Raw genomic sequence first — 21,439 nt, forward strand, 5'->3', positions numbered from 1 at the left:
TCCGCGCTGATCATCAGCGCCCCACCGGCCGCGTTTCCACCACCGTCTCGATATGCGGGGCAAATCGTCCGTTCGTGGGCCACAGCCGGCGCAGCGCGGCCTCGACCCGGCGCAGCCGAACCCTGGCGTCGCCGCGCCGCTCGCCCGGGCCCAGCCGATAGCTCAGCCGCAAGACCGAGGGCCGGGCCGCGATTTCGGCGACGAGCCGGCGCAGGCCATCCTGCAACTCGGGGCGCGGATCATCGCCGCTGAAGGCGCGGGCCGACAGATCCACGCGCGCGACTCGGGACAGGCTGGCTCCGAAATTCATCTTCGTCAGCATCCCCGGCGTCAGCCGCACCACGCGCGGATTTTCGGAGGTCGGCCGATAACCCAGCGGCAGCGTGCGCTCATCCAGCTTCAGCATGAAATTGGCGCCGATGTCGCGCGGCAGCGCCGCGCAGGGCAGGCTGAAGCGGCCGTGCCGGTCCGTCGTCACCGCCAGCCCGTTCGGCGCCACCAGCCGCACGCCCGGCAGGCCCTGTTCGGCCCCCTCTTCGCCGGGTCGCGCGTTCCGGTAACCGTCATGGTCCAGGTCGTCGAAAACCCGGCCAATCACGGTGGCACAGGCAAGAACCGCATCGACCTCGACCCGGATCGTGGCCGTCGCCTCGGGCGTGACCGGCCGGCCGGTCGCGGGGCTGAACGCCTGCGCCCGGCTCGCATGAGAGCCCGGCCGGACGCCGCCGCCGACCAGAGCCTCGATTCGCACCCGCAGGGTTTCCCCCGCAGCAAGGGTCAACCCGTGCCAGAGCAGGCGGTTGCCCCGGATCTCAGGCTCGACCCTGGCGCGGCCGACCGTCGCGCTGCCGGAACGATAGCTGAAGCCGGCGGGCAGGGTATCGACCAGGTCGGTGGTCGTGGTGATCCCGGCGGCGTCATTGGCAAGCTCCAGCACATAGCCGACCAGATCGCCGACGACGGCCGTGCCGCGATCCGCCGAATTGGTCAGCGTCAGCCCACCGGCCCGCATCGTCGGCGAAACCACGGCGTCCTCGGACACCGCCCGCACGCCCGCGACCGAACGGCCCGTCGCGGTCGCGGCCAGGTTGATCTGGCCCTGGCGGGCATCCTCGGCCGTGACCGTGTAGCGATTGCCGGCGCAGGTCAGCACCGCCGTCCCGGCCACCGATAACCGGACCGGCCGGCAGGAGAAGCCGGGCATGTCCAGGCTAAGGCTGCCCGGATCGATGGTGACGTCCTCCAGCGGGACATTGCCGGTATTGGTCACGGCGAAGGCATAGACGATCTGGTCGCCCGCATCGAAAATGCCGTTGCCGTTGCGGTCCGGCGTCTCGACGACGCTGATCTTCAGCAGGACCTCGGGCCGGCCCAGCTTGACCACGGTGGGGTCGTTGGCCGGGTCGCTGTCGGTGCCGCCCTCGCCGTCCGGGGTTTCCACCGCCTGCGGATCGTCCAGCGCCGCGCCCTCGGGATCGGTGCCGCTGTCCGAGACGTCTGTGACGCTGAGCAGCCCTCTGCCGTCGCGGATCGGCACACCCTGCGTCGTCACCGCATGGCCGGTGACCCGGGCCGCGTTCTGGACATGGCCGCGCCGCATGTCCTGATCGCTCAGCAACCAGGCCGCGGCAAAGGTCGTGCTGTCGGTTTCTCCCGGGGCGAGGATCACCGGCCCGCCCGAGACCGTGGCCGCCGGGTCGTCGATGGTGGCGATCCGCAGCGCGACATTGCCGGTGTTGGCGACGGCAAAGGCGAAGTTCAGCGTATCGCCCGCGTCCTCGACGCCGTTTCCATTGGCGTCGGCAAAGCCGGCATAGCGCTTGATCAAGGCGACCGCCGCCGTCCGGGCCAGCCGCACTACGGTCGGGTCGTTGCCCGGATCGCCGTCGGTCTGACCGGCGCCATCCCGCGTCTCCGTGGCTTCGGGATCGGGGACTGCGCGCCCCTCGGGATCGGTCCCGGCATCCGAGCTGGCGCTGATCCGCAGCGGCGCGCCGCCGGGGCCGGGAATGGGGCTGCCGTCGCCGCGCACCGCCGTGCCGGCCACCACCGCCGTATTCTGCACATGGCCGCGATCCAGATCGGCCTGGGTCAGCACATGGCTGGCGGTAAAGCTGCCGCCGTCGCTCATGCCGGCAGCGATGGTGATCGACCCGCCCGAGACGATTGCGGTCGCATCCTCGATGCTCTCGACCTGCAGCGCGACATTGCCGGTATTGCCGATCCTGAAGCCAAAGCGGACCACATCCCCGACATCCTGGATGCCGTTGCCATTGGTATCCTCGATTCCGGCCAGCGACTTGACCAGCCGCACTCCGGCGGCGGGCGCGATGGGAACGACGGTGGGGTCGTCATCCCCGGCCGTGGTGCCGGAAATGTCGCTTGCAAGTTCGCCGCTGTCGGCGGAGCCCGTCACCGTCGCGCTGTTGCGAACCTCGCCCGCGTCGATATCGGCCTGGGTCAGGCGATAGGTCGCGGTGAAGCTGGTCGAATCGACCGCCCCCGGCGCCAGCGCGGCGATCGGCCCACCGGTCAGCTCGACCCCCGGCATCGTATCGGTCAGCGCAATGTCATTCAGCACCACGCTGCCGGTATTGGCCACCGTGAAGCTGTAGGTGATCGGGTCGCCGATGGCGGCCGGTGTCGAGATGCTGCTGGCATCGGCCAGCTTGATCAGGGCGATGGCGGGCCGGCCCCTCAGCGCCACCACGGTCGGATCGTCGTTCGTGGCGTCCGTGCCCGAGACGTCCGTCACCCGGCCGCCGCCCGGAGCCTCGCCCTCGGCGGTCGCGGTATTGACGACCTCGGCCGCATCCAGGTCCGCCTGGGTCAGTTCGTAATCCGCCCTCAGCACCCGCGACGCGCCCGGCGCCAGCACGGCCACAGGACTGCCCGCGATCGCACCCAGCATCGGGTCGGCCACGGTGACATTCGTCAGCGTCACATTGCCGGTATTGGTCACCGTCAGGCTGTAGGCGATCTGCTCGCCGACCGCCGCCGGTGAAGAGAGCGCAGAGGCATCCGCCGTCTTGACCAGCGCGATCGCCGGCCGGGCAGCCAGGTTCGTCCGCGTCGGATCGTCATTCGTCGCATCCGTTCCCGAAACATCGTCCACCGTGCTGCCGTCGGGCGCCTTGGCTGCGGCGAACGCGGTGTTTTCGATCCTGCCCCGGTCCAGATCGGCCTGGGTCAGTTCGTGATCCGCATTCAGGGTCCGCGACGCGCCCGGCGCCAGCACGGCCAGGGGGCTTCCCGGGATCGCGCCCAGCATCGGGTCGGTCACGGTGACATCCGTCAGCGTCACATTGCCGGTGTTCGTCACCGTCAGGTCATAGCTGATCCGGTCTCCCCGCATCGCCGGCAAGGACAGGGCCGAGACATCGGCGCTTTTCACCAGCGCAAGCGAGGGTGCGGCGGTCAGCGGCACCACGGTCGGATCGTCATTGCTTGGACCCGTCCCCGAGACGTCGGCCACCGTGCTGCCATCCGGGGCTTCGCCCTCGGCGGTCGCGGTGTTGACGACCTCGCCGGAATCCAGGTCCGCTTGCGTCAACTCATGGACCGCCGTCAGCGCCTGCGACGCACCCGGCGCGAGCGCGGCAATCGGACTGCCCGCAACCGCACCCAGTCCGGGAGCCGCCACGGCGACATTCTTCAGCGTCACGTCGCCGGTATTCGTCACCGTCAGGCTGTAGGTGAGCCTGTCGCCCTTTGCCGGCGGCGTGTTCAGGGCCGAGGCATCGGCGGTCTGCACCAGCGCGATGGATGGAGCGAAGACCGGGGTCAGCGGCGTTGGCGAGACGACCCCCGGCTGAACCGTCGTGCCATTGTTGGAACCGTCGGCCAGCGCGGGGTTGCTTGCCCTGGTCTGGCCCGACAGCGCGCCGGTGCCCTCGGCCTGCGCCCTGTTCTCGTAATGGCCGCCCGATGCCTGAACCGGGGGAAGCGGCCCCAGCGGACGCACGCGGATCCGGAAGCCCAGGCTGCACTGCGCCCCGGCGGCAAGGCTGAAGCCGCTGGCCACGACGTCGTTCGACGCGCCGTCGAAGCCGCCATTCGCACCGCCGCAACTGCCCGAGGGGGCCGCGACGATGGTGTAACTGCCCGGCGCCAGCGGATCGGTCGCCGGGCTGGCAAGCGCCGCGAAACTGCCGAAGGCCGGCGCGGCGCCGGCCAGCGGGTCGGTGACCTCGATCTGCTCCAGCGCCTCCAGCGAGGGGTTCTGGACGATCAGGCCGAAGCCCGCCGTGAAGCTGCCATCGGCATGGATCGTCAGCCCGCCGGCGAGGGATTTCGCGATTCCGATGCGCGCCCGCGGCACCTTCGGAAACAGGTAGCCGGTCGCGGGCGTCGCGGCGGGCAGCGCGATGCCGCTGATCGTGCTCGCGGTCGCCGTGCCGCCAGCACTGCCTGCGGTCGTCGTGCCGTCCTGCAGGTCCGCCTCGCCGATGGCGGCATGGCTGACGCTGTAATGCCCTGCGGGAAGCCCTGCGAAGACATAGCTCCCATCCGGCGCGGTCGTCGCCGTCCGGTGGACAGGCGTCATGTCGAAGGCGGTGCCGCTCAGCGTGACGGCAAGGCCGCCGATCCCGGCATCGCCGCCATGCGCCGCGGCATCATTATCGAAATCGCGGAACACGCGGCCCGTGAGCGAGCTGGCATTGACCGTGACGGTGCCGGATCGGGCATTGTTGGCGGTATTCGCCTCGAAGGACGAGGTCGCGATGCCGGCGGTATTGGTAAAGACCTGCCCGGTGGCCGCGACGGAAATCACCCGCGAGGGGGCGGTGATGCGGAGGTCGGCGCCGGCGCTCAGCGTCCCGAGATTGCAGGTGAAGATGGTCGCGCCGGCCACGCCGGTGCAGGACGACAGGCTTGCCGCGCCGCTGACGATGGCGACCGTCGGGGTTCCGGTCAGTTCGACCCCGGCGGGCAGGTTGCCGGTGACGACCACGTCATCGGCTTCGGCCAGGCCGGCACCGGCGATATTGCGCAGCTCGATCCGGAAATCGAACGGATCGCGCAGATTGACCGTGGCGGGATCCGAGGTGTTCGACACCATCTCGACATCCGCACGGGTGCGCAGCGTGGTCGGCTGGGTCGCGACATTGTCCAGAAGGTTCGCCTCGAATCCGGCCCGGGTTTCGGCCGATGCCACCTCGACCCGGTTCAGCGCCACGCCCTTCGCCAGGCCGCGCGCCGTCACCTCGAGCACCCGGCTGTCGCCCGCCGCCAGCAGCGGAAAGCTGCAGGCCAGCTGCCCGCCCGGCACGCCCGCCGCGGGGACCGTGCCGCACGTGCCGTCACCGGGCAGGTCATGGCCGGCATAGGCAAGCGCGCCCGGCAGGTCGTTCGTCACCGCGACGCCGGTCGCGGCCAGGGGCCCGGAATTGGTCACCGTGATGCGATAGACCGCGTCGGTGCCCACCGGCAGCGGATCGACGCTGTCGGTCATGTTGACCAGCAGGTTGATCTGCGGATCGGCGATGGTCGTGTTCAGCGAGAAGCTGTTGTTGCCGGTCCCGGTTTCCGGGCTGCTGGTCGCGACGCTGACGGTATTGGTCACCGATCCGCCCTGCGCGCCCAGGTCCGGCCGCATGCGGATGGTGACGGTGCGCTGCGCATTGACCGGGATCGTGCCCAGGTTGCAGCTGACCGTATCGTTGCCAGGCCCGATGGCCGTGTTCGCCGCCGGCTTCACCGCGCAGCTTCCGCTGTCCGGCGTGGCCGAGATGAAGGTCAGCCCGGCGGGCAGCGTATCGGTGATGGTCACGTTCTCGGCCTGCGAGAGCCCGCTGTTCAGGTTGCGCGCGGTAATCTCATAGTCGAAGGGCTGGCCCACCGCGGGCGTCGCCGGGGTCGCGGTCTTGCTGACGGACACATCCGCCCGCGCGGTGACGGCATAGCCGGTGCTGCCGGAATTGTTGCCGGGCACCGGATCGGGCGTGTCGGCCGAGAGGGCGCTGGCCGTGTTCGTGCGCGGCCCCGCATTGCCTCCGGGCCTGACAGCGAAGACGATGCGCGGGCAATCGCTGCCCGCCGTGCAGACCGGCAGGGTCGCGATGGTGCAGCTGGCGGTGCGGCCCGATCCGTTGGAGCCGGTCGAGCAGGACGGGGCCGATGCGCTGCCCGGCAGCGCCGTATGGCCGGCAAAGCCGTGGTTCGGCCCCACGTTGCTGTTGAGAAGCCCGGTCAGCGCATCCGTGACCGTGACCCCGGTGGCGGTGGCGGGACCGTCATTGACGATCTCGACGGTGAACAGGATCGGATCGCCCGAAGCAACCGCGGCCAGGTTCGCCGTCTTGATCACCCGCAGGTCGGCGCTGTTGGCCGCAAGCACGGCGCTGCCGGCATAGGTGGTGCTGTTGTTGCCGGTGTTCGGCTCATCCGGCAGATCGGGGGAACCGACCGTCAGGCCGTTCGGCTGCGCCCCGGCCTGCGTCGCCTCTGCCGTCAGCGTGACGGCCGGCGTGGTCCCGTTCACGCCCAGCGGCGCGGCAGAGGAATAGTCCCGCTGGCAGCTCAGAGGCGCCGGCCCCGTCACCGGCAGGGCGGTGCAGCTCCAGCCGTTCGGCGCCGCATGCGTCACCCGCAGCCCGGCGGGAAGCTGGTCGGTCATGCGCAGCCTGCCCACGAAGGCCGCGTTGCCGATATTGCTGGTGCTGATGGTGAAGTTATAGCTTTGGCCCACGACATAGAGCGCCGGCGAAGGGCCGCTCTTGTTCGCGCGCAGATCGACCTGCGGCGCCTGGATGGTCACGCCGCCGTCGCTGGCGCCGTTGTTGGCCGGGTTGGGATCCTCCGGCGTGGCCGAGACGATCTGCGCCGTGTTGCTGACATTGCCCGCCGCATCCGCCCGCGCCACGATGGTGATCGGGCCAAGGGCCAGGTTCGCCCCCGTCCCGCTGCCGGCGGCCCGCGTTGCCGTCACCGTCTGGCCCGAGGTGGTCACGTTCCAGCCCGGCGCGTTGTAGGATACCAGGCTGTAGTGTGCAGGCAGCGTGTCGGTCACGGTGATGCCTTGCGGGCTGTCGCCGGAATAGCGCGGCGTCAGTGTAAAGGTGACCTGCTGGCCCATCAGAATGACGCCGCCCGGCGCGCGCGACTTGCTGATGGACAGATCGCTGCCCGGCGCGATTCCGGTGGTCTTCTGGGTGCTGTTGTTGGCCGGGACGGGATCGGGGACCGAGCCGCCGCCGATGCTGGCCGCCGGCGTGACGGTCAGGCCGGAGGCCCGCACGACCTGCGCCTGGAAGCTGCGCGTCACCGTCATGCCGGCCGCGACCGGCCCGGCAATGGGGCAGCTATAGGTGCCCGCCGCCAGCATGCAGCCCGCCGAGGGCGGCGGCACGATATTCGCCAGCCCGGCAGGAACGGCAAAGCCGAGCGTCAGGTTGCCGACCGGATCGGGGCCATTGTTCCTGGCGACGAAACTGTAGGTCACGACCGCGCCCGACGGGGCATTGTCGGGTCCGCTCAGCGTCAGCGCCACATCGGCGCCGGCGGTCAGGCTGGTATTCTCGGTAACCGCGTTGTTGCCGGGCTGGCCGTCGATAGCCCCGGCCATACCGGTCGGAACCGAGGCGGTGAAGCCGATCATCCCCTGCGTCGAGGTCCGCAGCTGCGCGGTAAGGCTCGCATGGGCATCCGCGGCCAGCGCCGGCACCAGGCAGGAAACCCTCTGCGGGCCCGTGGCCGGCAGTGGCGCGCAGCCAGCGATCGCGCCGGTCGTCGCCTCCAGCACCGCGCCGCTTGGAACATCAAGGCCAAGCGTGGTCGCCGGGGCCGGGCTCAGGCCATCATTCGCGATGCGGATCGTGTAGTCGACAAGCCCGCCGGCCGGCGAAGGATCAGATCCCGAATCGTCGATATTGACGACCCAGTCCACGGACTGCGCGACCGCGGCCTGGGATTGGAATGCCAGCAGCCAGCAGCCCAGCAGGATCGAAGCCAGATGGCGGAAAAGCGCCCGATGAAAGGGGAACCCGTGATGCGTGAAGATTCTGAACATATGAATCGGACCCGATCGTCGCCCGCCCCAAGCCTCGGCAGCAGGGTCGTTTTGGCAGAGGACCGATGAATAAATCCCTAATGCTGATGATTTTTTTCGGAGCGCCCCGGGGTTCTAACTCCGATTATTGCGGCGCCCAGCGCGTGCAGCGCCACCGCGGCTTCCGTCCCCCGGAAGCTGAACCGACGTCGAAGCCGCCCAGCACCAGCGGCGCCAGCATCGGGGGGAATTCCACCGGACCTGCCGCAGTCGACCTGCCAGCTCAACGTGCCGCCCGGTTTCGGCACCGGAAGAAGCCCGTGGACCCGCGCAAGAGGCCAGCCCAAGAAACAGGCCACGCCTCAGGCTTGATCGCGGCGGCGGGTCACGCGGTTCTCGCGCCGCCGGCGCGGACTGTCCCCGGGCGCGCCGCCGCCGGAATCGCCGCGCGGTGGCAGGGCTACCTCGCGCGACAGGTGCGGAAAGGCGTCAACCTTGTGGGGCAGGCCCATGGCAGCGACGAAAAGCTGCTGGAAATGCGGCTCGAGCGCGGTCTCGATCTTCTCGATGCGCTGCACCACTTGCTCGATCTCGCGCCGGTGGCCGCGGTTCAGCAGCGCCATCATCGCGCCGGTTCCGGCGGCATTGCCGACCGCCCGGACCTCGGCCAGGTCGCAATCGGGGATCAGGCCCAGCACCATGGCATATTTCGGGTCGATGAACGAGCCGAAGGCGCCGGCCAGCCGGATCGTGTCCACCGCCGCCACGCCCTGCTTTTCCATCAGCAGCCGGATGCCGGCGTAAAGCGCGGCCTTGGCCAGTTGGACCGCGCGCACATCGTTCTGCGTCACGGCGATGCGCGGCTGGCCATCGTGCAGCAGATAGGAAAACGTGCGCCCGTTCGGGATGATTCGAGCGCTGCGCGCCGCCTGCGCGCCGCTGATGACGCCGTCCCCGGTCACGATGCCCGACAGATACATCTCGGCCACGACCTCGATGATGGCCGAGCCGCAGAGGCCGGTGACGCCCAGCCGGGCGGCCTCCGCGGCAAAGCCCGGCGCGTCCGACCACAGATCCGAGCCGATGATGCGAAAGCGCGGCTCCAGCGTGTCGCGGTCGATGCGCACCCGCTCGATGGCGCCCGGGGCGGCACGCTGGCCGCAAGAGATCTCGGCGCCCTCGAAGGCCGGGCCGGTGGGCGAGGAAGCCGCGACGGTGCGGGCGGCATTGCCCAGCACGATCTCGGCATTGGTGCCGATATCGACCAGCAGCATCATGCGGTCCTGGCGGTGCGGGCCTTCGGCCAGCGTGGCCCCGGCGGCATCGGCGCCGACATGGCCCGCGATGCAGGGCAGCAGATAGGCGCGCGCGCCGGCATTGCCGGAAAGCCCCAGCTCGGCCAGGGTGGTCTGGACCGCGCCCGACACGGCCAGGGCGAAGGGCGCCTGGCCCAGCTCGGTCGGGTCGATGCCCAGAAACAGATGATGCATGATCGGATTGGCGACGAAGACCGCATCCAGGATGTCGTCGGCCGCCACGCCGCCCTCGGCGCAGACCTTCGCGATCAGCCCGTTCACCGCCTCGCGCACGGCACGGGTCATCGCCTCGCGCCCGTCGGGATTCATCATCACATAGGACACCCGGCTCATCAGGTCCTCGCCAAAGCGGATCTGCGGGTTCGGGGCACCGGCCGAGGCCAGCACCCGGCCCGACAAGAGCGACACCAGATGCAGCGCGATGGTGGTCGAGCCGATGTCGCAGGCGATACCATAGGCCTGGTTGTGCAGGCCGGGCCAGAGCGCGAGGATGTCGGGGCGCGTGCCGTCCGCGTCGCGATGGACGGCGACGGTGACTCCCCAGTTTTCCCGGCGCAGGATCGTCTGCACCTGCGGCAGCAGCCGCAGCGGCACGGCCGGGTCGTGGATACCCCAGTCGCGCGCCAGCACCGCCTTCAGCCGGTCGAGGTCGCCCAGGGGCTGGTGCATGTCGGGCGGGTCCACCTCGACATAGCACAGCCGCACCGCCGGGTCGCGCGCGATGACGCGGTCGCTGGCGGCTTTGCGGACCACCTGGGCATTGACGGTCGTGTCTTGCGGCACGTCCACCACCAGGTCGCCGAGAATGGCGGCGGAACAGGCCAGGCGCCGGCCCGCGGGCAGGCCGCGCAGGCGGTCATAGCGGTCCTCCTTGCCGCCCCGGGCCGAGACGTGGTCGCTGGACGAGGTGACGCCGAACTTGGCGAAGCTGCCCTCCTGCACCGCGACCTGGCAGCGGCCGCAGGTGGCGCGGCCGCCGCAGACGCTTTCGACATGCACGCCAAGCTGGCGCGCGGCGTCGAGCAGGCTGGTCCCGACCGGAAAGCGCCCGCGCTTGCCCGAGGGCATGAACAGGACCAGCGGGTCTTTCGGGTCCGAGGCCATGGCGTCAGGCGGGCGCGCCGAGCCGCGCCGCCCGCCCGCCGCGCCGCCGCGCCCCGCCCTCCACCGGAACCGCGGCGGGCGCGGCATGTTCGCCGGACCGGAAGTCCTTGTAGGTGCGGATCCAGGTGCCGCAGTCCTTGTCCACGCCGGCCAGCACATTGGCGGCGCGCACGGCCTCCATCTCCTGCGGGCGGCAGGGGTTCATGATGGCGCTGGTCATGCCGGCGCCGATCACCATCGGGATGAAGCCCGCATTGATGCCGTGCCGGTGCGGCAGGCCGAAGGAGATGTTCGAGAGGCCGCAGGTCGTGTTCACCTTCAGCTCCTCGCGCAGCCGGCGCAGCAGGGCGAAGACCTGCAGCCCGGCGTCCCCCAGGGCGCCGATCGGCATCACCAGCGGATCGACCACCACGTCCTCGGGACGGATGCCGTGGTCCATGGCGCGCTGGACGATCTTCCTCGCGACCTCGAAGCGCACGTCGGGGTCCATGGAGATCCCGGTCTCGTCGTTCGAGATCGCGACCACCGGCACGTCGTATTTCCGCGCCAGCGGCAAGATCGCCTCCAGCTTGTCCTCCTCGCCGGTGACCGAGTTGATGAGCGGGCGGCCGCGCGCGACCTTCAGCCCGGCCTCGATCGCGGCGGTGACCGAGGAATCGATGGCCAGCGGGACATCCACCAGGTCCTGCACGATCTGCAGCGTCTGCACCATCAGCCCCGGCTCGGTGGCGTTGGGATCGACGGCGGTGACGCCCGCGTTGATGTCCAGCATGGTCGCGCCCGCGGCCACCTGCTCCAGCGCGTCCTTGCGCACGGTGTCGAAATTGCCCTCGACCATCTCGGCCGCCAGCTTCTTGCGGCCGGTGGGGTTGATACGCTCGCCGATGACGCAGAAGGGCTGGTCGAAGCCGATGGCGATTTCCCGGGTCGCCGAGGCGACGATGGTGCGGGTCATGGATGTTTCCTTTTCGGAATGGATGGTTGTTTCAGGGTGTGGCGGGGTGCGGCGCCGCCTGCGCGTCCGTCAGGATCTGCTGCGGCGTTTCGGCGCGGTCGTCGTGCAGGATGTGGTCCAGTCGGCCGGCGACCAGCGCATCGTCGGCCCTGGGCTCGGGGCGCCACGGGCGCCGGCCCCTCAGCACGCCGGAATCGTGGACGATCTCGGCGACGTATTCCTCTTGCCGATAGGCCATGACATGGATGCCGGCGACGCCCGCTATCTCCTTCACCTCGTCGATGATGTCGATGCAGAGCCGCTTGCCCTCGCGCTTCTGGTCGGCGGCGCCTTCCAGCCGGGCGATCACCGCGTCGGGAATATGCACCCCCGGCACATTGGCCCGCATCCAGCGCGCGGTCCGGGCCGAGGTCAGCGGCCCGATGCCGCACAGGATGAAGCATTGTTCGTGCAGGCCCAGGTCGCGGACCCGGGCCATGTAGTCGCGAAACATCGGCACGTCGAAACAATACTGGCTTTGCACGAATTGCGCGCCGGCGGCGATCTTCTTGGCCAGCCGCAGCGGCCGGAAGTCATAGGGCGGCGCGAAGGGGTTGATCGCCGCGCCCAGGAACATCGCGGGCGGCGTCGTCAGCTTGCGGCCCGACAGGAACCGGCCCTCGTCGCGCATGGTGCGGATCGTCTCCATCAGCGACATGCAGTCGAGGTCGAAGACCGGCTTCGCGCCCGGCTGGTCGCCGGCCTGCACGCCGTCGCCGGTCAGGCACAGCACGTTCTGCACCCCCATGGCCGCGGCGCCCAGCACGTCGCCCTGGATGGCGATGCGGTTCCGGTCGCGGCAGGAAATCTGATAGATCGGCGCATAGCCCATCCGGGTCAGCAGCGCGCAGATCCCGACCGAGGACATATGGCAATTCGCCCCCGAGGCATCGACGGCATTGATCCCGTCCACCCAGCCGTCGAAGACGGCGGCGCGTTCATAGACATCCTCGGGATCGGCGCTGTCGGGCGGGTTCAGCTCGGCGGTGACGGCGAATTCGCCGCGGCGCAGCACCCGCTCCAGCCGCCCGCGCGAGGCATGGCCGGGCAGCGGCGCCAGCGGCAGATGCGCGCCGGCGGGGTTTTCGTCATGGTGCGGGCTCATGCGGCATCCTCCCGTTGGTCGCGTTCGGCGGCGGCCTGGGCGGTCACGCGCAGCCAGGACGAGGTTCCGGCCAGCGTCCGGTCCACCGGCTTCTGCACCGTCAGGATGGCGTCGCCCTGCACCATGCGGCGCGAACCCTCCCAAGCCTTGACCCAGACGCAGGGCATGTCTGGCCTGACCTCGCAATGCCCGTTGGCGCGCACGCCGCCGCAGGGGCCGTTGCGCAGCTGCTTGGGGCAGTTCATCGGGCAGGACATGCCGGTCGAGGACAGCACGCATTGCCCGCACATCCGGCAGTCGAACATCAGGCCCTTGACCTGCCGCTCGACGAAGCGCATCGGCTTTTCGACCCGGCCGTAGCCCAGCGCCTGCCACAGCGGATGCAGCAGCAGGACGGTTCGGGCGAACCGGCGATAGAACCACTCCAGCGCGCGGGCATGGCGCACCGACCACAGCCTGACCGCATAGCCGCGCCCGGGCCGCGCGACCTGCGCCGGGCCCCCGGGCCTCGGCGCCTTCGCCACGCGGCCCTGGCCTGCCGCCGGGATCATTGCACGATGGGTCTGGTCAGACATGCTTTTTCCTGCCTGGGTCAAGGAACACCTGCGGGTTCCGCGCGAAAGCCTGGGCGCCGCGGCCGCCTTGCCGGGCGGCCTTGGCGTCATCTGGAAAGGATCTCCCCCTCCTTGGGGCGAGCATCGCCGAACCGGCAGCTGCCCCCTGTCCGGCCCGCGACGGCGGCTGCTTCAAAAGCGACGCCCTACCCCCCGCGGCGCAATGCCGCAGCTTGCAGCGCCGGGGCCAGGTCGCCATAGCGCGTCAGCCGTCTTTCATAGGCCAGGCCCAGCATGGCGGCGGCATCGCGCGCCACCCGCTCCAGCGCCGGATCCTCGGTCTGCGCCAGGTAGACCACCTTGCGGTAATTGCCGAAGAAGTCCCGCGCCAGCTCGGGGTGGCGGTCCAGCCCCAGCGGCCGCACGAAGAAGGCGTCGAACTGGCGGCACAGGAAATCCGTCATGTAGAAGGCGGTCACATCGGCATCCGCCACCGCGGCGAAGGCCGCGGCGCCCTGATAGACGGCAAAGCAATGCGGCCCTTCCAGCCGCTCGACGCCCTGCCGCGCCAGCACCTTGTCGAGCATGCCGCCGCTGCCGCAGTCGGCATAGCCGACGAAGATGTCGCGATAGCCCTCGGCCCGCGCGGCGTCGATCGCCGCATCCACGGCGGCGGCGATGCGCTGGGGCTGGAAATGCAGCTCGGCCGGCAGGCATTTCAGCACCAGATGCGCCAGGCCCCGCTGCTGCCGGATCACCAGGATCTCGCGCGCCAGCATGCCGCAGGCGATGACCAGCACCTTGTCCGGCGCGGGTGGCGGTCCCTCCGCCCGGGCCGGGGCCGGCAGGGGCGCCGTCGCGGCCCGACGGGCCTTCAGCCTTGCCGCGCGGCGCCGTCCTGCCTTTTCCATGCCCCGCCCTGCCACTGCGTCCCGCCTTCAGGCCGCGCGGCTGTTGTGCTTGCGCGTCATGAAGTCCTTGGCCATCTCGACGGTGACCGCGGCGTCGCGGCAATAGGCGTCCGCGCCCACGGCCTTGCCGAAATCCTCGTTCAGCGGCGCGCCGCCGACCAGCACGGTCAGCCGGTCGCGGATGCCCTTTTCCTCCAGGGCGTCGATGACCACCTTCATGTAGGGCATGGTCGTGGTCAGCAGCGCCGACAGGCCCAGGATGTCGGGCTGGTGCTCCTCGATGGCGGCCAGATAGCTTTCCACCGGGTTGTTGATGCCGATGTCCACGACGTCGAAACCGGCGCCCTCCATCATCATGCCGACCAGGTTCTTGCCGATGTCGTGGATGTCGCCCTTGACGGTGCCGATCAGCAGCTTGCCCTGCTTGGGGGCGTCGGTCGCGGCCAAGAGCGGGCGCAGGATGGTCATGCCCGCCTTCATGGCATTGGCCGACAAGAGCACCTCGGGCACGAACAGGATGCCGTCGCGGAAGTCCTCGCCGACGATGCGCATGCCCTCGACCAAGGCCTTGGTCAGCACGTCATAGGGCGTCCAGCCGCGCTCCAGCAGGATGGTGGTGCTTTCCTCGATCTCTTCCTTCAGGCCGTCATAGAGGTCGTCGTGCATCTGCTGCACCAGGTCGTCGTCGGGCAGGTCGGCAAGGCTGATGTCGTCGTCGGACATGGCTGGACTCCGGAAGGTTGCAAGGGGCGCCTGTTTCCGCATCCGGCCAGCGCGCCGACTGGTGATGCGCCCTGTATAGCGCAGCGCCCCGCCGCCCCACTGTCCGGATTGCGACAGCCGCTGCCGCAGCCAAGCCGGTCCGCGCGCCGCGCTTGACTACAATCCACAGCCAGCACGGCGCTGTGGCCGTGAGGGAGACGGGAATCACCGCATGACGGATAGCGTGACGACGGCAGAGGACACCGGCAGCAGGCGCGGCCGGGGCGAGCGCGGGGCATCGGCCCGGCGCGCGGCACGGGCCGGGGGCGGGCCGGGCGCGCAACTGACCTATATCAGGCGCCAGGTGCCCTATTACGAGGTGCTGAGCGAAGAGGGCCTGGCCCTGATCGAGGCCAATGCCGACACGGTGCTGGAGGAGGTCGGCATCGAGTTCCGCGACGACGCCGAGGCGCTGGCGATGTGGAGGGAGGCGGGCGCCGACGTGCGCGGCCAGCGCGTCCATTTCCCCAAGGGCCTGCCGCGGGCGCTGCTGAAGACCGCGCCTTCGGTCTTTACCCAGCATGCGAGGAACCCCGCGCGCTCGGTGCAGATCGGCGGCGGCGCCACGGTCTTCGCCCCGGTTTACGGCCCGCCCTTCGTGCGCGACCTGGACGGCAAGCGCCGCTATGCCACGCTGGAGGATTTCCGGAATTTCGTGAAGCTGGCCTATCTGGCGCCCTCGATCCACCATTCCGGCGGCACGGTCTGCGAGCCGGTGGACGTGCCGGTGAACAAGCGCCACCTGGACATGCTGCTGGCGCATATGACGCTGTCGGACAAGCCCTTCATGGGCTCGGTCACCGCGCCCGAGCGGGCCGAGGACACCGTCGCCATGGCGAAGCTGCTGTTCGGCGATGCGTTCGTGGACGAAAACACCGTGACCATCAGCCTGATCAACGCCAACTCGCCCATGGTCTTCGACGACACCATGCTGGGCGCGGCCAAGGTCTATGCCCGCGCCAACCAGGCCTGCATCGTCACCCCCTTCATCCTGGCCGGCGCGATGAGCCCGGTGACGGTGGCGGGCACGCTGACGCAGGTGCTGGCCGAGGTGCTGGCCGGCGCCGCCTTCACCCAGCTGGTGCGGCCCGGCGCGCCGGTGCTGTTCGGCACCTTCGCCTCGTCGATCTCGATGCAATCGGGGGCGCCGACCTTCGGCACGCCGGAACCCTCGCTGGTGTCCTATGGCGCGGCGCAGCTGGCGCGGCGGCTGGGGCTGCCGTTCCGCACCGGCGGCTCGCTCTGCGCGGCGAAGATCCCGGATGCGCAGGCCGCCTATGAAAGCGCCAATACGCTGAACTCGACGCTGCTCTGCGGCGCGAATTTCGTGCTGCATGCGGCCGGCTGGCTCGAGGGCGGGCTGTCCGCCTGCTACGAGAAGTTCATCATGGACGCGGACCAGCTGGGCGTGGCGCAGAAGCTGGCCCAGGGCGTCGACCTGTCGGAAAATGGCCAGGCGCTGGATGCGATCCGCGAGGTCGGCCCCGGCAGCCACTATCTGGGCTGCGCCCATACCCAGGCGAATTTCCAGACCGCCTTCTATCGCTCGATCGTGGCCGATAACAACTCGTTCGAGCAATGGCAGGCCGAGGGCGAGAAGACCGCCCCGCAGCGCGCGGGCGAGATCGCGCGGCGCTGGCTGGACAGCTATGAGGCCCCGCCGCTGGACCCCGGCATCCGCGACAGCCTGGACGATTTCGTGGCGCGCAAGAAAGCCTCGATGCCGGATGCCTTCACATGAAAGCCGCCGGTCTCGGCACGGGCAAAGGTGGCGGAGCTGATCCATGATGAGGTCTGGCGCAACCAGGTCCGCCCGCGCGATGGCGGCTGACCTGCCCGAGCGCGCGGCCGCCGCGCTGGCCCGCAGCGGCCTGGTGCTGCGCGGCGGGCTGAATTTCGAACCGGGGGAGCCGCGGCCCCCCGGCCCCGGCGGCGCCCCGGCAGCGGCGGTGCTGCTGGTCGGGAATGTCGGTGCGGGCTACTGGCCGGTGTTCACGCGATGGCTGGACCGGCAGGCGACCCCGCCGGCCGATCCGCTCGACCAATGGTCGCGCGCGGTGATCGCGCGGGCGGCGGCGCAGGTCGGCGCGCGGGTGGCGATGCCCAGCGACCGGCCCTTTGCCCCGTTCCAGCAATGGGCGATGCGGGCCGGCCGGCTGAAACCCTCGCCGCTGGGACTGCTGATGCATCCGCGCTACGGGCTGTGGCACGCCTATCGCGGCGCGCTGCTGTTCGACGCCCCGCTGCCCGGCACGGTGCGGCCCGGACCGGACGGGCCCGGCGGCCATCCCTGCGATTCCTGCGCCGCAAAGCCCTGCCTGCACGCCTGCCCGGTTGCAGCCCATACCGCCGCGGACTTTGCCGCCGCGGCCTGCATCGCCCATGCCCGCGGCCCGCGCGGCGGCGCCTGCGCCCGGCAATGCCTCGCGCGCGATGCCTGCCCGCACGGCCGCGCATGGCGCTATCCGGCCGAGGTCCTGGCCTTTCACCAGCGCGCCTTCACCGGCGCATGACGGCCCTGCCCGGGCCGGGTCAGGGCAGGACCAGCACCTTGCGCTCGCCCCGCTCCTCATGCGGGGAAAGCGCATAGAGTTCGCGGTAGCATTTCGCGAAATGCGAGGCCGAGACGAAGCCGCAGGCCACCGCCACCTCGATCACCGGCAGCGAGGATTGCATCAGCAGGTGCCGGGCGCGGTCCAGCCGGATCTCGAGGTAATAGCGCGCCGGAGAGCGGCCCATCTCGCGGTCGAACAGCCGCTCGATCTGGCGGCGCGACAGGCCGACATGGGCGGCCAGCCCGGCCAGCGACAGCGGCTCGGCCAGGTTCGCCTCCATCAGCTCGATGACGCTCAGCACCTTGGGGTTCTGCACGCCCAGCCGCGCTCGCAGCGGCAGGCGCTGGCGGTCGCCCGGGCTGCGAATGCGGTCGGTCAGCAGCTGCTCGCAGACCCGGCCCAGCAGCGCGTCGTCGAAATCCTCGCCGATCAGGTGCAGCATCATGTCGAGCGCCGCCGTGCCGCCGGCGCAGGTGTAGATGGTGCCGTCCACCTCGAACAGGTCGGCATAGGCATCGGCCGAGGGGAAGGTCTCGGAAAAGCCTGCGAGGTTTTCCCAGTGCAGCGCGCAGCGGCGGCCGGCGAGCAGCCCGGCGCGGGCCAGGACATAGGCCCCGGTGCATAGCCCGCCGATGGCGATCTTGCGGCTGTTCACCTCGCGCAGCAGGGTCAGGACCGGCTTCGGCTGATAGGTCTCGATCCCCAGGCCGGAACAGACGATCACCATGGACGGGCGGTCCGGCCCGGCGAGTTTGCGCCGTTCATCCTCGATCGAGGTATCCACATGGCATTCGACCCCGTTCGAGGCTTGCACCGGCCGACCGTCCAAGCTGGCCAGCCGCCAGCGATAGGCGTCATGGCCCAGCATGCGGTTGGCTGCACGCAACGGTTCAAGCGCGCTGGCAAAGGCCATCATGGTGAATTCCGGCACCATGAAGAAAACGATCGAACGCTTGACAGCGCCGACTTGTGACAACTGTGGTGTTCCCCCCGAACAGACCGCCTGCATCGGATGCCGCGGCCTCTCCAGCTTGGCGGAAAGGCCGGTCCGGTCAATAGCGTGCCGGGCCGCACCGCTGCGGCATGATGCCGCCGGGGGGCGTCGGCCCGGACGCCGATGGCGGCCGCACAGCCCTTCGTTCCACCCCAAATTCGCGGACATCTTCGCAGAGGGCGCGATTGCCGCTAGTTCCCCCCAGCAAGCCTGAAACCGATGGAAGCGATGGGCGTGCTGGTGCGGATGAAGGCGGGCTGCCCGGTCGCAAGCCTCAAGAATCCGGAACCCGTCTTGCGGGAGCTGGGCGCTCAGCCCTCCTCCTCGCTCTCCTGCCCCGAGTTCGGCTCGGCCATGCGGCGATGCTGCTCGGCAAGCATGCCGGCGGGCGTCACATGCGCCGCCGCGACCTGCATCCTGTTCTTCCAGCCGGTGACGATCTGTTCCTCGCCGGCCATCATCGCCTTGAAGCCGGCCTCGGCCAGCTCCGCGGCATCGGCTTTGCGGGCCTGGCCGATCCGGGTATCGAGCAGCCCGGCACGCTGGAAGAAGCGCGTCTCGGTCGCGCCGGGCATCAGCAGCGTCACGCTGACGCCGCTGTCCTGCAATTCGTGGCGAAGCGCGATGGCGAAGGAATCGATGAACGCCTTGCTGGCATTGTAGACCGCCTGGAAGGTGCCCGGCATGAAACCGGCGATCGAGCCGGTCAGCAGGATGCGGCCGCTGCCGCGCCGGATCATGTCGCGCGCGATGCGCTGCACCAGGTAAAGCGTGCCAACGATATTGGTGTCGATCACATGGCGCGCCTGCTGCCAGTCCTGGTCGACGAAGGCATGGCCCAGCCCGCGGCCGGCATTGGCTAGCAGGACATCGACGGGCCGCGTGCCCGCCAGCCCGACCAGCCGATCGACCGCCGCCGGGTCCGAAAGATCGCCCTGCAGCGCCTTCGCCTCGCGCCCCACGGCGCGGATTTCCGCGGCGGCATCCTCGATCTCGGGCTCGTCGGCAGCCAGGATCAGGTCCAGCCCGTGGCGGGCGCAGCAGCGCGCCAGCTCCAGGCCGATCCCGCTGGATGCGCCGGTCACCAAGGCAAGTTGTGTCATGAAACCGTCCTCCTTCGTGCTGCGCGGGTCGCGCCCGGCCTGCTCAGCGTGCCGGGCCGCCGGCCCCGCTCAGTTCCGCGTTCAGGCGCTGCGCCTGTTCCAGATGACCCAGCACCACCGGCAGCTGCTCGGCCGCGAAGCGCTGGATCTCGCCGTCCTGGCCCTGCCCGACCTCCCAGGCCAGAAGCTGCGCCGTCTTCTGATGCTCGACGACCTGCGCGCGGACATAGGCCAGGTCGAAGGCCGTCCCCTCCGCCGCCTCCAGCCGTTCGCGCAGCGCCTGCTGATCGGGGGCGAGCTCCTGCGGCAGGGGAATGCGCACGGTCTCGGCCAGTTCGGCCAGCCGGGCATTCGCCGCACCGTGATCCTCGACCATCATCGCGGCGAAATCCCGCACGCCCTCGGCCTCGGCCTTGTCGCGCGCCATCTCGCCCAGCTGCACCTCGGCCAGGCCGCCCGCGGCGGCAAGCTGCGCGAACAGCCGGTCCTGGGTATTCGTCTGGTGCGGCGCTGGCTTGCCCGGCTCGTCCAGCCGCGTGTCGGGGGCCATGCCGGCGGGATTGCCGATCTGGGCCAGCGCCGGAGCGGCGGTCAGTGCAGCGCCCAGCAGAAAAGCGGCAATGCGTGTCATGGTGTCCTCCGTTACAGGGTCAGCAGATAGGCAAGCAGGTCGTCCTTTTCGTCTTGGGTCAGCCGGGTGCCGAGGACGAGGTTGAAATACTCGACCGTGTCGGCCAGGGTCAGCAGCCGGCCGTCATGCAGATAGGGCGGCGAATCCTTGATGCCGCGCAGGGTGAAGGTCTTGATCGGCCCGTCCGGCAGCGTCACCATGTCGTTGGCGACCTGGCCCGGCTTGTAGAAGCGCTCCAGCTTCAGGTCGTGCATCTGGTTGTCCATGAAGGCGGTCTCGGGGCGATGGCATTCAGCGCAGCGGCCCTTGCCCAGGAAGACCTGTTCGCCCGCCAGCTCGCTTTCGCTGGCCAGCGCCGGGTCGAGCCGGCCGAACGGGTCGAGCTTCGGCGCCGGCGGAAAGTCGATGATATTCTGCATCTGCGCCATCATCGCCACCTGGTTCGGCCGGTCGGGCAGGTTCACGCCCTTGCGGGTGGCGCTGACATGGTCGCCGTTGAAATAGGCGGTGCGCTGCTCGAATTCGGTGAAATCCTCGATCGAGCGCAGCGAGCGTTTCGAGCCGTGGATCTGCTGGTTGAACATGCCCCGCAGGCTGGTGGTGTCCAGGCGGAAGCGGTTGGCCTGCGGGCGCACGTCCGGCGTCAGGTGAAACGCCGCATTGCTGTGGAAATTCGAATGGCAGTCCAGGCAGGCCACGCCCAGACTGGGCTGGGCGACCTTGCGATCCTCGGTCTGGTTGAATTCCTCCTGCGGGAAAGGCGTCAGCAGCAGCCGCAACCCCTCCATCTGCACCGGAGTGATCAGGCCGTTCATGATCTCGTAATAATTGCGGATGGTCAGCAACTCGCCGCGCGAGACATCGCCCAGCTGCGGCTGCGTGGTCAGGAAGATCGGCGGCGGGAATTCCGGCGTCAGGTGGACGGGCAGGTCGGCTTCGACGTCGAAACGGCGCAGATCGCGCTGCTCCTGTTGCGCGATCGCGTCGATCTGCAACTCGGGAAAGACCTGGCCGCCGGTCGCCTGCTTGACATGCGGAAGCGGCAGGAAGCCCTGCGGCAGCAATCCCTGTTCGCGGATCTCGGCGGGCGCCATGCCGGCCAGCGCGTCCCAGCTGCTGCCCTCGGGAAGCTTCACCCGCACGCCGTCCTGGACCGGCTTGGTGCCGGCCGACATCATCATGCCCTGTCGGGGCTGATCCGAGAGGTCGTAGCGCCGCTCCAGCAGAGCGCGCTGGCGTTCCATCACCTGGGGCTTCTGCGCCTCGTCCAAGGCCTTGGCCCTGGACAGCGGCATCGTGGGCAGGGGCCGGTAGGTGGTATCGGGCGGCAGCGGATCGGCCTTGGCCGAACAGATGCCGGCCAGGCTGGCGGCGCAAAGCAGGACGAATGCGTGACGGGCCGACATGACTTCCCCTCCCC

General features: G+C 69.8%; 13 protein-coding genes. 2 read left to right on the plus strand and 11 right to left on the minus strand.

Annotated features, from left to right (window positions below; translation table 11 throughout):
• Positions 1 to 13: 13 nt before the first annotated feature.
• The 7 genes from E3D03_RS02735 to E3D03_RS02765 all read right to left on the minus strand — a co-directional run bounded on the left by E3D03_RS02735 (position 14) and on the right by E3D03_RS02765 (position 14,697).
• Positions 14 to 8,011, minus strand: a complete 7,998-nt coding sequence (locus E3D03_RS02735; RefSeq protein ID WP_263565702.1) for an SdrD B-like domain-containing protein — start codon at positions 8,009 to 8,011, stop codon at positions 14 to 16.
• A gap of 341 nt (positions 8,012 to 8,352) precedes the next feature.
• Positions 8,353 to 10,410, minus strand: a complete 2,058-nt coding sequence (locus E3D03_RS02740) for an ASKHA domain-containing protein (protein ID WP_263565703.1) — start codon at positions 10,408 to 10,410, stop codon at positions 8,353 to 8,355.
• 4 nt (positions 10,411 to 10,414) lie between these two features.
• Positions 10,415 to 11,365, minus strand: a complete 951-nt coding sequence (locus E3D03_RS02745; RefSeq protein ID WP_263565704.1) for a methyltetrahydrofolate cobalamin methyltransferase — start codon at positions 11,363 to 11,365, stop codon at positions 10,415 to 10,417.
• Between the two features lie 31 nt (positions 11,366 to 11,396).
• Positions 11,397 to 12,509 (minus strand): methylenetetrahydrofolate reductase, encoded by a 1,113-nt coding sequence (locus tag E3D03_RS02750; protein WP_263565705.1) that lies wholly within the window; start codon positions 12,507 to 12,509, stop codon positions 11,397 to 11,399.
• The gene (locus tag E3D03_RS02755) at positions 12,506 to 13,084 is read right to left on the minus strand and encodes a methylenetetrahydrofolate reductase C-terminal domain-containing protein (RefSeq protein WP_263565706.1); all 579 of its coding nucleotides are present in this window, start codon (positions 13,082 to 13,084) and stop codon (positions 12,506 to 12,508) included. The genes E3D03_RS02750 and E3D03_RS02755 overlap by 4 nt, the downstream gene beginning before the upstream one ends.
• A 185-nt stretch (positions 13,085 to 13,269) precedes the next feature.
• Positions 13,270 to 13,974, minus strand: a complete 705-nt coding sequence (locus E3D03_RS02760) for a DUF1638 domain-containing protein (RefSeq protein WP_263565707.1) — start codon at positions 13,972 to 13,974, stop codon at positions 13,270 to 13,272.
• 27 nt (positions 13,975 to 14,001) lie between these two features.
• The gene (locus E3D03_RS02765) at positions 14,002 to 14,697 is read right to left on the minus strand and encodes a corrinoid protein (protein ID WP_263565708.1); all 696 of its coding nucleotides are present in this window, start codon (positions 14,695 to 14,697) and stop codon (positions 14,002 to 14,004) included.
• Positions 14,698 to 14,908: 211 nt separating this feature from the next.
• Between E3D03_RS02765 and E3D03_RS02770 the strand changes: the two genes are divergently transcribed.
• Entirely contained in the window at positions 14,909 to 16,477 is a 1,569-nt protein-coding gene (locus E3D03_RS02770) for a trimethylamine methyltransferase family protein (RefSeq protein ID WP_263565709.1), read from the plus strand.
• Positions 16,478 to 16,556: 79 nt separating this feature from the next.
• Positions 16,557 to 17,249 (plus strand): hypothetical protein, encoded by a 693-nt coding sequence (locus tag E3D03_RS02775; protein WP_263565710.1) that lies wholly within the window; start codon positions 16,557 to 16,559, stop codon positions 17,247 to 17,249.
• 19 nt (positions 17,250 to 17,268) lie between these two features.
• Here the strand turns inward: E3D03_RS02775 and E3D03_RS02780 are convergent, their stop codons facing one another.
• The 4 genes from E3D03_RS02780 to E3D03_RS02795 form a co-directional block, all read right to left on the minus strand.
• Complete coding sequence (locus tag E3D03_RS02780; RefSeq protein ID WP_263565711.1) at positions 17,269 to 18,267, minus strand: GlxA family transcriptional regulator; 999 nt, start codon at positions 18,265 to 18,267, stop codon at positions 17,269 to 17,271.
• Positions 18,268 to 18,596: 329 nt separating this feature from the next.
• Positions 18,597 to 19,388: an SDR family NAD(P)-dependent oxidoreductase gene (locus E3D03_RS02785; RefSeq protein ID WP_263565712.1), complete on the minus strand. Its 792-nt coding sequence runs from the start codon at positions 19,386 to 19,388 to the stop codon at positions 18,597 to 18,599.
• Between the two features lie 43 nt (positions 19,389 to 19,431).
• A complete protein-coding gene (locus tag E3D03_RS02790) occupies positions 19,432 to 20,019 on the minus strand; it encodes a DUF4142 domain-containing protein (RefSeq protein ID WP_263565713.1) in 588 nt (195 codons plus the stop codon).
• 11 nt (positions 20,020 to 20,030) lie between these two features.
• The gene (locus E3D03_RS02795) at positions 20,031 to 21,425 is read right to left on the minus strand and encodes a cytochrome B6 (protein WP_263565714.1); all 1,395 of its coding nucleotides are present in this window, start codon (positions 21,423 to 21,425) and stop codon (positions 20,031 to 20,033) included.
• Between the last annotated feature and the right edge of the window lie 14 nt (positions 21,426 to 21,439).

The organism is Paracoccus sp. DMF (genome assembly GCF_004407025.1).
Taxonomy (GTDB): domain Bacteria; phylum Pseudomonadota; class Alphaproteobacteria; order Rhodobacterales; family Rhodobacteraceae; genus Paracoccus; species Paracoccus aminovorans_B.